Annotated in this window: 12 protein-coding genes; 5 read left to right on the top strand and 7 right to left on the bottom strand. The window is 55.0% G+C overall.

Going from position 1 to position 12,040, the window contains the following annotated elements:
* Nucleotides 1–16: 16 nt before the first annotated feature.
* Nucleotides 17–448, bottom strand: a complete 432-nt coding sequence (locus QP868_RS04940; RefSeq protein WP_284925499.1) for a hypothetical protein — start codon at nucleotides 446–448, stop codon at nucleotides 17–19.
* A gap of 19 nt (nucleotides 449–467) precedes the next feature.
* Entirely contained in the window at nucleotides 468–941 is a 474-nt protein-coding gene (locus QP868_RS04945; protein WP_284925500.1) for a hypothetical protein, read from the bottom strand.
* Between the two features lie 343 nt (nucleotides 942–1,284).
* On the opposite strand from QP868_RS04945, the gene QP868_RS04950 reads away from it, so the two are divergent.
* Complete coding sequence (locus QP868_RS04950; RefSeq protein ID WP_350309974.1) at nucleotides 1,285–2,298, top strand: magnesium and cobalt transport protein CorA; 1,014 nt, start codon at nucleotides 1,285–1,287, stop codon at nucleotides 2,296–2,298.
* A gap of 19 nt (nucleotides 2,299–2,317) precedes the next feature.
* Here QP868_RS04950 and QP868_RS04955 read toward each other — a convergent pair whose 3' ends face one another.
* The 3 genes from QP868_RS04955 to QP868_RS04965 all read right to left on the bottom strand — a co-directional run bounded on the left by QP868_RS04955 (nucleotide 2,318) and on the right by QP868_RS04965 (nucleotide 5,152).
* Nucleotides 2,318–2,962 (bottom strand): hypothetical protein, encoded by a 645-nt coding sequence (locus tag QP868_RS04955; protein WP_284925501.1) that lies wholly within the window; start codon nucleotides 2,960–2,962, stop codon nucleotides 2,318–2,320.
* 10 nt (nucleotides 2,963–2,972) lie between these two features.
* On the bottom strand, nucleotides 2,973–3,635 hold the full coding sequence (locus QP868_RS04960) for a hypothetical protein (protein WP_284925502.1): 663 nt from the start codon (nucleotides 3,633–3,635) through the stop codon (nucleotides 2,973–2,975).
* 131 nt (nucleotides 3,636–3,766) lie between these two features.
* Nucleotides 3,767–5,152, bottom strand: coding sequence for an MFS transporter (locus QP868_RS04965; RefSeq protein ID WP_284925503.1), 1,386 nt, complete (start codon nucleotides 5,150–5,152; stop codon nucleotides 3,767–3,769).
* Between the two features lie 205 nt (nucleotides 5,153–5,357).
* Here QP868_RS04965 and QP868_RS04970 point away from each other — a divergent pair, with 205 nt between their 5' ends.
* The 3 genes from QP868_RS04970 to QP868_RS04980 all read left to right on the top strand — a co-directional run bounded on the left by QP868_RS04970 (nucleotide 5,358) and on the right by QP868_RS04980 (nucleotide 9,325).
* Complete coding sequence (locus QP868_RS04970) at nucleotides 5,358–6,857, top strand: amino acid ABC transporter substrate-binding protein/permease (protein ID WP_350309975.1); 1,500 nt, start codon at nucleotides 5,358–5,360, stop codon at nucleotides 6,855–6,857.
* Nucleotides 6,854–7,597, top strand: coding sequence for an amino acid ABC transporter ATP-binding protein (locus QP868_RS04975; protein ID WP_284925504.1), 744 nt, complete (start codon nucleotides 6,854–6,856; stop codon nucleotides 7,595–7,597). The genes QP868_RS04970 and QP868_RS04975 overlap by 4 nt, the downstream gene beginning before the upstream one ends.
* 192 nt (nucleotides 7,598–7,789) lie before the next feature.
* Nucleotides 7,790–9,325: an FMN-binding glutamate synthase family protein gene (locus QP868_RS04980; RefSeq protein ID WP_284925505.1), complete on the top strand. Its 1,536-nt coding sequence runs from the start codon at nucleotides 7,790–7,792 to the stop codon at nucleotides 9,323–9,325.
* Between the two features lie 33 nt (nucleotides 9,326–9,358).
* Here QP868_RS04980 and QP868_RS04985 read toward each other — a convergent pair whose 3' ends face one another.
* Nucleotides 9,359–9,616: a metal-sensitive transcriptional regulator gene (locus tag QP868_RS04985; RefSeq protein ID WP_284925506.1), complete on the bottom strand. Its 258-nt coding sequence runs from the start codon at nucleotides 9,614–9,616 to the stop codon at nucleotides 9,359–9,361.
* A 302-nt stretch (nucleotides 9,617–9,918) separates the two neighbouring features.
* Here QP868_RS04985 and QP868_RS04990 point away from each other — a divergent pair, with 302 nt between their 5' ends.
* On the top strand, nucleotides 9,919–11,307 hold the full coding sequence (locus tag QP868_RS04990; protein ID WP_284925507.1) for an MBL fold metallo-hydrolase: 1,389 nt from the start codon (nucleotides 9,919–9,921) through the stop codon (nucleotides 11,305–11,307).
* A gap of 13 nt (nucleotides 11,308–11,320) precedes the next feature.
* On the opposite strand, the gene QP868_RS04995 is transcribed toward QP868_RS04990, so the two are convergent.
* The gene (locus tag QP868_RS04995; RefSeq protein ID WP_284925508.1) at nucleotides 11,321–11,923 is read right to left on the bottom strand and encodes a DUF421 domain-containing protein; all 603 of its coding nucleotides are present in this window, start codon (nucleotides 11,921–11,923) and stop codon (nucleotides 11,321–11,323) included.
* Nucleotides 11,924–12,040: the final 117 nt, after the last annotated feature.

Consider the following 12,040-nt stretch of genomic DNA (forward strand, 5'->3'; position numbering starts at 1 on the left):
AGCACGCTGGTTGAGATTATTTGGCTTGATGGGCCGGATTTAATCTTTCGATTGCCGACATTGGGGTGTCATAGGCAAGCACGTTGTACCCGTCGTCTTCTCCGGGCCACAGGAATGTGTGGTCGAAGCTGTCGCTGGCGAGGTCGTATCGGGCGATCCAGGTCTGCCAGTTGCCGCGCTTGGGATCGGCAGTGAGCTCGCGTAGCCGCGCGATGAGCGCTTCGTTGAACGCCGGATTCATCCCGGACACCGTGGTGATCCGAGTTTCTCCACCGATAAACTGCCACGCCTGGTGCGCCGAATGCCCCGGTTCGTAACCGGACACAACCACGAAACCGTCCCACGGTTTGCGCTGATTGAGTTTCCTGTCCACCCGCAGGCACCGGCCGATTGCCTCCAGGATCGAATCGGCAGAGTCATAATCAACCTCGATATCGGGTGTAGTCACTGCGTTCACTCCAATTTTGTCAGACGGACGGCTTACCCCTGGCCGCAGTCAGCCACTGAGGCTCTTCGGCAGGATGGGCGGGATTCAGTGCTTCGATTGCCGACATTGGGGTGTCGTAGCCGATTACGTTGTACCCCGCATCTTCTCCCGGCCACAGGAATATGTGTTCAAAGGTGTCGCTGGCGAGGTCATAGAGAATGACCCAGGTCTGCCATTTACCGCGTTTGGGATCGGCAGTGAGCTCACGCAGTTGCTCCATCACGTCAAGGTTGAACGCCGGATTGGCAATGTCCACCCCCGTGGGCAGGGTCTCTGCACCGACAAAGCGCCATGCCTGCATCGCCGCGTGCGCTTCCTCAAAACCGGTCAGGATCACAAAGCCGTCCCACGGTTTTTCCTCGTTGAGTCGCTCGTCTGCACGCAGGCACCAGCCCGTAATTTCCAGGATCGAATCGGCGGAGTCTAAGTCGACCTCAAAATCGGGTGTAGTCATTGTGCTCCCTCCAGTTTCGCCAGATGTACGCAGAATTTCCGTATTGCGCACTTGGTTATGCGAAAGTCTATGGGAATGTATCGGCGACGTGCATGATGGCAGTTTGCTCAGCCCACATGACCAGCCAAGTTCGCCCCTACTCATGTAGCGCTGAAATACGCTGGCTCTTGGTATTCTCATTGAGCAACGTATCGCACGTGTTTCACGCGCACAATGCGTCTCATGGACTTGGGAGGAGGAAGCAATGCCTAGTCGTCGCTTAAGCAGAGGTTTCCGCGTTCCGCGAAGTAGAAAAGTCGTTGCAACGACCTCTACTGCTCCCGCCCGTACCAAATCTCCTGTGGTGACAGAAATTGACAAGGGTGTTCCGTGCCGTGTTGAAGGCGAAATGTCGCTCAAACAGGCCATGGATTTGACCAATTCATCGCCAGACAACATGGTGCTTCTGCTGTACCCGTCACCCACAAAAGAAGAGATTCGTGAGCTTGAAAACGAGTGGGACCTTCACCCTCTGCTCACCGATGACCTGCTCAATGCACACCAACGTCCAAAAGTAGAACGTTATGGTGACGTCATGTTCCTGGTCGCCCGGGCTGCTAGCTACATCGACGAACAAGAAGAAGTGAGGTTTTCGGAGTTTCACGTCCTGATGAAGGATGGCGTGGTTGTTGTCCTGTGCCAAGACGGGCGTTGGATCGATGGGGAAGACGGCTTGCAGATGGACGTGTATAACGCGCTGGTTGCTCGTAAGCACGGCAAGACCGTTCTTGCGAACCAGGGGATGTTGTCATACGGACCAGAAGCTATCATTTATCGTCTGCTCGCAGCGATTGTGGTGGGTTATGCCCCAGTGTTGCGGGGTATCGCGATTGACCGCGAGCAGATCGAACGGCAAGTGTTTTCCGGTGACGCGGCGGTAGCTGAACGTATTTACCGTCTGAGCCAAGAGGTCATCGATATGCAACACACGATTGCGTCTCTGAATGAAGTGATCGACTCATTGCGCGACGGGTTCGATAAGTATGAAATTCCAGAAGACTTGCGTACATATCTCGATGACGTCGAAGATGATCTGCTGCATGCGCTTAGGCAAACGGCCGATCTCCGTGATGCTCTTGCGCAGATTCTGAGTGTGAATGCGACGCTGGTGTCGCAACGCCAAAACGAGGACATGAAGAAGATTTCAGGGTGGGCAGCGATCCTGTTTGCTCCCACTCTTATTGGTGCGATCTATGGAATGAACTTTGACCACATGCCTGAGCTGCATTGGGCGTTTGGATACCCTATGGCAATCGGGATGATGGTAGGAGTTGGCGTTCTGCTGTATTACTTCTTCCGCAAATCCGACTGGATGTAACGAGTCTGTAGGGGCGTGATTATCGTCTGGTGTTTGACGAATACTGCGCCCTGCAACGGTTCAAAAACTTTGCCAGGGTGCGGGCATCCCGTGTGTGTCTCCAGGTGATGTGAGCGGGTCGTATGTTTCCGTTGAGGTAGTAGTACGGTAGCTTGCCTTTGATGTGTGGGCGTTCTGTTCGAAATCTTTCAACCGTGTGAACGTCTGGTGCAATGATCGCTGTGTAAGGTATCAGATATCTGTTCGGGAACTGCTGGGCATCGATGTGAAGGATGCCGTCCCATGAGTAGAAAAGGGGCGGTATTTCTTCCGAGATGCGGGAGAAGTCAGGCGGGTACAGGCCCTCGCGTGTGATGACCCAGTCCCGAGTTGCCAGTTTGTCTTGGGGACGAGGCCTAAGACGCAGAACTATCATTCTCACGGCTGCCACTGGAACCATGATGGCTAAGGCGACAAAACAGGCAAGAAGCAACCACGCGCGAGGGTCTTTCCAGGTTTCTTCCACGTAGCTGAGCCATAAAACGGCAACCGAACCCAGCCACACAAGGGGCATCACAACCCAGTTAAAGATTTTCTCAATGGGACGGACGCGAAGCGTCACTTGTCCTGTTGTGTTGAACTCGTGTTCGAGCTCGTCGAGGTAGCGTTGCTTGATCCGGGCCATCGTGGGTTTCCTAGAGGTCTTGTGCGGACAGTGAGTAACGTTTTTTACACGTTTGCAGGAAGCTTGCCAGTGTGCGGGCATCTGGCGTGTGGGTCCAAGTGATGTAGGTAGAGCGAACGCTTCCGTTCGGATAATAGAAAAATGACTCGTCTTTGATGCCTGGGCGTTCGAATTGAACCCTTTCAATCGTTTCAAGGCGTGGTGTAATGACTGCTGTGGCTGGTGGCCACGGCAACTTAATTGGAAAGCGCCCGACTTCGATGTCATTGATGCCGTCCCATGTGTAGAAAAGGGGCGGTATTTCGCCCGAGGTGCGGGTGGCATCCGGTGGGTACAGGCCCTCGCGTGTGATGACCCAGTAATGTGTCCGCAATCTGTCCCGAGAACGAGACCGAACCAGCGAAACCATAATAAACGTTGTTACGGCTGGTACTGCTACGACGATCACGGAATAACCGGCTACACGAACCCAGGCCAGAGGGTTCTCCCAAGTGCCGTCGGAGATGATTCGCCATACGACGATGAGGGACCAGGCCCATACAAAAAAGATAATTGAGGGTAGGACAATCCCGTGAACCATCTTGGACACAGGGCGGACGCGAAGTGTCACTTGTCCTGTTGTGTTGAACTCGTGTTCGAGCTCGGCGAGGTAGCGTTGCTTGATCCGGGCCATACTTAGAGTCTAGATAGCTTGGGGCGCATGCAATTCGAGCGCATGACACAGAACTGAAACGTGCTGTGTAGCTTCAAACAAAACTGGGGCCCTTCCCGAAAACAGGAAGAGCCCCAGCTGAGTGGACCGAATCAAACTCCCATAGGGAAGTGTTTGTGGTCCGGGCCGTTCTTCCGTTCCGTCATCTCTTCAGGGTTGTCCAACCAGTTCAAGCCTCGATTACGCAACATGAACAGGTACACCATGAGCGACAGACCAATCGTGACGGTCGCATACACCACGAATAGGCCTGCATGGTTCGCTTTTGCAGCCGACCAGATCACGGGCGCTGTTCCACCGAAAATCGAGTTAGCAAGTGCGTAGCCCAGGCCAACACCCAGCGCACGAACGTGAGTGGGGAACAGTTCGGCCTTAACAATCGCATTGATGGACGTGTATCCGGTGAGAATCACGAAACCAACCGCAAGGATGAGGAAAGCAAAAATCGGGTTGGTGACCCCAGGAAGTACCAAGAACATGACCCAGGTGAAAAGCACACCGCCAACACCGAAGAACACCAACAGTGTGCGTCGTCCCACACGGTCCGAAATCGCTCCACCAATGGGCTGCATGATCATGAGGAGGGTCAACGCAATGAGTGAAATAACCGAACCGGTGATGGCGTCTTCGCTAAACGACGCCTTCACCACGTTTGGCCCGTTAACTGAGTAACCGTAGAACGCAAGCGTTCCACCCATGGTGACCAAGAAACACACAAGCAGTTCACGCCAGTACGCGGTGAGCAGTTCCTTCATTGACCCCGATTGCTTTGACCCACCGGAGCGCGCCGCGTCAATCGACTCCTGCGTCATCGACTCATCCATGGTGCGGCGCAACCACAGAACAACAAGAGCGCCCAAACCACCAATGAGGAAGGCGATGCGCCAACCCATTCCTGAGATCCATTCCATGTCGGCAAAAAGCAGCATGGCCAAGAACACGGTCTGTGCAAGTACGTGACCACCTACCAAGGTCACGTACTGGAACGATGAAAGGAAACCACGGTGTTTAGCCACGGCGGCTTCGGACATGTACGTTGCAGAGGTTCCGTACTCACCACCGGTAGCAAAACCTTGGATCAAACGGCACAGGATCAGGATGACGGCAGCCCACACACCAATAGACTCACGGGTGGGTGTCAGCGCGATGACGAACGAACATCCAGCCATTACCAGAATTGAGAACGTCAGCGCTGCCTTGCGTCCGTGACGGTCAGCGAAGCGACCGAAGTACCAGGATCCAACGGGGCGCATCACGAAGGTGACAGCAAAAATCGCCCACACGTAAATGGTGGAGTTTGAGTCTTCTTCTGAAAAGAACTGGTGCTCAAAAGCTTTAGCAAAAACTGAATAGACATATACGTCGTACCACTCAACGAGGTTACCTGCGGACCCCTTGAGGGTGTTCGCGACTGAGCGTCCGAGCGATTGTGGCGCTCGCGTGCTCGTCGCGGAAATCGAGTGTGATTTTTCAGACATGGTTCGAGGGTACTGCCTATATGCACTATTTCTTCAACTCGCGCACACGCTTGCGAAGCTTGCCATTCCGTAGCCCAACCCAGCCCAACCCGTACTGAGCAGGAGGACTCCAATCCAGGGGGTAGTGAAAGTGACTTTCAGCACACTCGGTATGGTGGAGGTTCTGAGACATCTTTCATGAAACGTAAACAGAGAAGGATTTACAGTGTACGTTCAAATCCAACGACGCTTCACGAGGGCTCTCTCATGGGTCATCATGGCGCTTCTTGTTGGGGTGCTGACCGTCGCAGGGTTCACACCGGCACACGCTCAATCGGACAATTCGAAACCAGCGGTCCAAGCCAGCGGTGTTCAAGGGAAGAAATACACCATTGCGACCGACACCACGTTCGCTCCATTTGAGTTTCGCGATCCCGCTACCGGCAAACTTACGGGAATCGACATGGACCTCCTCAGGGCCATCGCTGAAGACCAAGGGTTCGACGTCGAAATTCAGTCCGTGGGCTTCCAGGCTGCAGTAACTGCCGTCGATGCTGGTCAAGCAGATGGTGTGATTGCCGGAATGGGAATCACCGACGAACGCAAACAAAAGTTCGACTTCTCCGAACCGTACTTCGACTCCGGCATCCAGATGGCCATTTCCCAAAACGACGACGAGATCCAGGGGTATGAAGATCTCGAGGGTAAAACCGTTGTCGTAAAAACGGGGACAGAAGGCGAAGCAGTCGCCAAGGAGCTTGCAGAAGAACATAACTTCAAAATCAAAGGGCTCGACCAGTCAGCCACCATGTACGAGTCCGTTAAGAACGGAACCGCCGTTGCCGTTTTCGACGACTACCCAGTCCTCGCCTACGGTGTGGAACAGGGCAACGGCCTAAAGATCGTCACCGATAAAGTTCCCGGGTCTCAGTACGGATTTGCCGTTAAGAAAGGCGAGAACACCGAGCTTCTTGAGGCTTTCAACGCAGGACTTAAAAACCTGCGGGACTCAGGGGAGTACGACAAAATTGTCGACTCCTACCTAGGTGGTGCCAGCAAAGAAGACTCAAAACCGGGCAACATCTTTTCGCTTGCACAACAGACATGGCCAGCGCTCGCAAAGGGTCTGTGGAACACACTGGCGATTACCGTTGTGTCCTTTGCAATTGCGATGGTGCTGGGACTGGTATTCGGATTCATGAAGGTGTCTCAGAACCGCGTGCTTGCCGGCATTGCGTCAGTATTCGTCGCGATTTTCCGTGGAACCCCACTACTGGTCTGGGCATTCTTCTTCTACTTTGGTCTTCCACAGTTGATGGGCACGAAGGGTGATGTGTTCATTGCCGGTGTCGCTACCTTGGCACTGAACGCTGGCGCATACCTCACCGAGATTGTGCGTGGAGGTATCCAAGCCGTCGATGTAGGACAGATGGAAGCCGCCCGATCGCTGGGTCTGCCATGGGGTAAGTCGATGCAGAAGGTCGTGGTTCCTCAGGCTGTGAAAATCGCTACCCCGTCCATCATCAACCAGCTGGTCATTACGCTGAAGGACTCCTCGCTGCTTCTGACCATCGGATTTGCTGAACTTCTCTACCAAGCACAACAGGTGTACGCCTCAAACTTCCGCACCACGGAAATGCTCATCATCGTGGGTGTGATCTACTTCGTCATCATCACGGTGCTCACCTGGATTGCCAACATTGTCGACAGGAGGCTCAACAAGTGAGTAAGGAAACGTCACCTGCAATCAAGGTCAGCGGGCTACGTAAGTCGTTTGGCGACAACGAAGTGATTAAGGGAATCGATTTCGAGGTAGCACACGGTGAAGTCATCTCGCTCATTGGGCCATCTGGCTCAGGTAAGTCCACGATTCTTCGGATGCTCAATCGCTTAGAGGACCCCACCTCGGGGAAAGTTGTGATCGAGGGAACCGACATCACGGACCCCGCAACCAACCTCAACTCCGTGCGTCAACACATTGGCATGGTTTTTCAGCACTTCAACCTGTTTCCCAACATGACCGTGATTGAGAACATCATGCTGGCACCGGTTGAGTTGAAGAAAAAGAGCTCCAAGGACGCGCGCGACTATGCGATGCGACTCCTGGAACGAGTAGGCCTTGCAGATAAAGCTGACGAACGCCCCCACAAATTGTCGGGCGGGCAGAAGCAGCGCGTCGCAATCGCGCGTGCTCTTGCTATGGAACCTCAGATCATGCTCTTCGACGAGGCCACCTCGGCGCTCGACCCGGAAATGGTCGGCGAAGTACTCCAGGTGATCCGGGACCTCGCAAAAGAGGGCATGACCATGATCCTGGTGACTCACGAAATGGGCTTCGCTCGCGAAGTCTGCGACCGGGTGTTCTTCCTGGCCGACGGGGAGCTCGTCGAGTCTGGCCCACCCGAGGAAGTCTTCGACAAGCCGGAACACCAACGCACGCAAGACTTCCTGGCCAAAGTCCTGTAACCAAAGCCGTCGTAACTAAAGCTGGTGTGACAACCCCGAGGTGGAACGACCTCGGGGTTGTTCCTTCCCTTACACATGGGAAAGAAAGCTCCAATTTGAACCATTTGCGTCCTTGGTGCGTGTGTTGAATGCATGCGAAAACGGAGCAGGACTATCTTTGAAAATGAGTAGTGCACACACGGAAGGTCACTCATGGGTTCCCGATCAAAAATCATTAGCCTGGCTGCCGCCGTCACGGCAACGGCCACAGCCGGCCTCGCAGTGCGAGACCTCCTGCAGAAGAAACACTCCCTTTTGCGCAACTACCCGGTGGCGGGTCACGCCCGGTACATGCTGGAAGATATCCGACCTCAAATCCAGCAGTACTTTATTGAACGTAATTGGGACGGTAGGCCGTTTGACCGTGATACGCGAAGCCTGATTTACGCGCGTGCAAAGGGTCAAGACGACGACGATGCGTTCGGCACCGAACTCGACGTGACGCGCGTTGGCGCGGAATACCTGGTTCACTCGATGGCTCCAGTGGCCATGCCAGAAAATCCACCGCGCGTGCACATCGGTGGTGACGAATGCACGCAACCGTATGACATGTCGCTCATGAATATTTCAGCCATGAGCTTCGGGTCGCTGTCTGACAACGCAGTACGCGCCCTCAACAAGGGTGCTGAACTGGGTGGCTTCCTTCACGACACAGGTGAAGGTGCGATTTCGCCTTACCACCAAGAAGCAAACGGTGACCTGATGTGGGAGCTCGGAACCGGGTACTTTGGTGCGCGCGACGAGAACGGCAACTTTGATCCGCAACGCTTCCGCGATCGCTCTGCAGATGAACAAGTCAAGTGCGTGTCACTTAAGCTGTCGCAGGGTGCAAAACCTGGACTGGGAGGGATGCTCCCTGGCCCCAAGGTCACGCCCGAGATCGCCGAAATTCGCGGAATCCCGGTAGGACAGGACTGTATTTCACCTGCGTACCACCGTGTGTTCTCAACACCAGTTGAGCTGATTGAGTTCACCGCGCGTATGCGGGAACTCTCCGGTGGTAAACCGGCAGGTTTCAAGCTCTGTGTGACGTCCCGTGCGCAGGTGCTGGCGGTATGTAAAGCCATGTTAGAAGTTGGGACCACCCCTGACTTCATCATCATCGACGGATCAGAAGGTGGAACAGGAGCTGCGCCTCTGGAATTCGAAGACCACATGGGAATGCCGCTGACTGAAGGTTTGGCGACCTTCCACAACGCCCTGGTGGGAACCGGATTGCGCGATCGCGTCAAACTCGGCGCCGCCGGAAAGGTCGCCGCAGGTAACGACATTGTGAAACGCCTGATCCAAGGAGCTGACTTCACGATGTCGGCACGCGCCATGATGATGGCGATTGGATGCATCCAGGCCCAAGTGTGTAACACCGGCAAATGCCCAGTGGGTGTGGCCACACAGAACCCGCTTCGTGCACGTGCACTGGATGTCGAAGATAAGTCGATGCGCGTCTTCCGCTACCACCAAGCAACAGTGAACCAAGCGGTGCGACTGATGGCCGCCATGGGTGTACAGGATCCCAGCGAGCTTGACTACTCGATGTTGCGCAAGCGCGTTTCTCACAAGCAAACACTTGGTTTTGACCAACTGTTCGACCACCTCGGCGACGGTGAGCTTTTGAGCCAAGCTCCTCAAGCGTGGGAAGCGGCATGGAATGCCGCAAGCCCCCACTCATTCCTGCCTACACGCAAGTAGCAAGCGCGGTTAGTGTCGTTGGGCTGAGGGCACTCAGCTCAACGACATGAACAGCTTTTCAAGGTCTTTCCGAACTTCTGGCTCATTGCCTTGGGCCATGCACTCCTCCAAGCCGGTCGCAATGATGGCAAAACCAGCCCGGTCCACTGCTTTTGACGCTGCTGCCAGCTGTGTCACGGCAGAACGGCAATCGGCGCCTTCTTCAAGTAAACGGATAACTCCTGCGATCTGTCCTTGTGCTCGCTTGAGGCGGTTGATGACAGGCTTCATGCTCTCGGGCTCGAGGTCCATGCGGTCCTTTCGTGACGGAACTACTGTCGAAACTATATACCCCCGGGGGTACTTTTGCATACCCCGAGGGGTATATGGCACAGTGGTGTGCAAACACATCGATTAGAGTGGAGAACGAGCCATGTGCCGACCTGTAAATTGCAAAAAATGTGGAAAGACGACGTGGGCTGGCTGCGGGCAGCACATCGATTCCGTGAAAGCCACCGTCTCACCGCAACAGTGGTGTACGTGCTCACGTGAAAAATCCTCTAAATCCCCAAGCTTTTTCGCTCGACTGTTTGGTCAAGCTGGAAGGTAACACCATGCTTCTGGAACGTTTTTACGACGAAGATCTCTCGCAAGCAAGCTATTTCATCGGATGCCAGGCCACTGGTGAAGCGCTTGTTATTGACCCGCGTCGTGACATTCGCGTGTACACCGAACTAGCCCAGCGCAACGGAATGACGATCGTTGCCGCCACAGAAACACACATCCACGCGGACTACCTTTCGGGAACCCGCGAGCTTCAGAACGCAGGTGCAACGGCATACGTATCCAAAGAAGGCGGAGCCGATTGGACGTACGGATTCGACGCGGAGCTACTGGGCCACGGTGACACCATTCGCATTGGTAACCTCACGCTCGAAGCTCGCCACACACCGGGGCATACTCCAGAACACCTGATGTTCCTACTTACAGACGGCGCGTTTTCTGACGAACCCGGTTACGCGTTTACAGGAGACTTTGTTTTTGCCGGTGACCTGGGGCGCCCGGACCTCTTAGATGAGGCCGCCGGCGGTAAGGACACTCGCTTTGGTGGTGCACAGGACCAGTTCGACAGTCTGGCGCGTGAGTTCGTGACCTTGCCCGACTATGTGCAGGTGTTCCCAGCGCACGGAGCAGGGAGCCCGTGCGGAAAAGCCCTGGGTGCCGTCCCGTCATCGACAGTGGGGTATGAAAAGCGCAACGCATGGTGGGCTCCGTTTATCGCCAACGGTGACCGTGACGGATTCGTCAACCAGCTGTTGGACGGTCAGCCTGACGCCCACGCGTATTTCGCTCGGATGAAAACGGAAAACCGGGACGGCCCTGCCGTCATTGGTGAGGTCAAAGACCTGGTGGAATACAGCGCAGAAGAATTGGCGCCGTTGGTGGAACGCGCCGAGGTCGTTGTTGTGGATCCGCGCCACAACAGTGCCGTACATGAAGGGACAGTCGCTGGTTCGCTCAATATTCCTGGGCCGGACAAGGCCGCGAGTTTTGGCGCCTGGGCGTACGATCCGCAGAAGGATTCGACTCCACTGGTGATCTTGGCCAGTGACCGTGACGAAGCGGGCGAGATCCGTGATCACTTAGTGAGGGTGGGGATCGACACCGTCACCGGTTATGTCACGAGTACAGAAGGTCTTCCGGTGTATGTGCCTGTTGTTATCCCGTTTGATGAAGTGACGGATGCCGACTATCTGCTCGATGTTCGTGGCCGTGGTGAATTCGACGCCGGGCATATTCCGGGTGCCCACAACATCAACGGAGGACGTGTTCTGTGGCGTACTGAGAATTTACCTCAAGACACACGAATCGTGTCTTACTGTCAGTCTGGGGTGCGAAACTCGGTTGCTGCGTCTGCTCTTCGTAGGGCCGGATTCGATGTTGCAGAGCTTGACGGCAGTTACGGAAAGTGGGTTAAAGACCAGGCCGCGGAGAACGCCTAGGTCCCACGTATCACTATTGTTGCGTTGAGTTTGAATGGCCGGGATCTTGCAGTAAGAGTTCCCGGCCCTCAACGTTTTCTAGCAGACACGGGTCAATAGGTGTACCTTCTTTGATCACTGAAAGCCGGCCATTAGCTTCGAGTATCACGCACTGAACAAGTCCGGGAGACGCGATGCCGGCTTCGCGGATGGCGACGTACAGATTGGCTTCGGTGATGTGGGCGCGCTGCATAGCGCGAGGGATCATTTGGCCGTGTGCCATGAGGAGCCGCGGGGGAGCGCTCACCGTTCTCCTGAACCCTACTGTGTGCTGGAGTGCACCAAAGATTGCTTCCATGATCATGAGCGTGGCCAAGCCAATGATTCCAACCATCACTGTGGGCGGGTGTCCCAGGATGACGCGTCCAGCGACTGCCCCAAACATGATGATGACAACGGCGTCAAAGGAACTCATGGTGCCAAGGATGCGGATGCCAAAGATTCTGATGAGAACCAAAAAAGCTACGTAGATGGTGACTGCCGAAATGATCACGAACGGAATGCGCCAAAGGTCGATTCCGAGTAGCTCACCAGCAGCAGCCTCCCATCCCTGCGGAGGAGTGAAACGTTCGACCATATAAGCAACAGTACTCCGGGCGAAAGTCCTTCATCCTAGGTAACCCCGTGGGCTAGGTTTCATGTGGCGCTACGTGGTTCCATATGGCAATACCGCAGAGCCAGGTACAAGCGGAGG

This window comes from Brevibacterium sp. UMB1308A (assembly GCF_030230605.1).
Classification (GTDB): Bacteria; Actinomycetota; Actinomycetes; order Actinomycetales; family Brevibacteriaceae; genus Brevibacterium.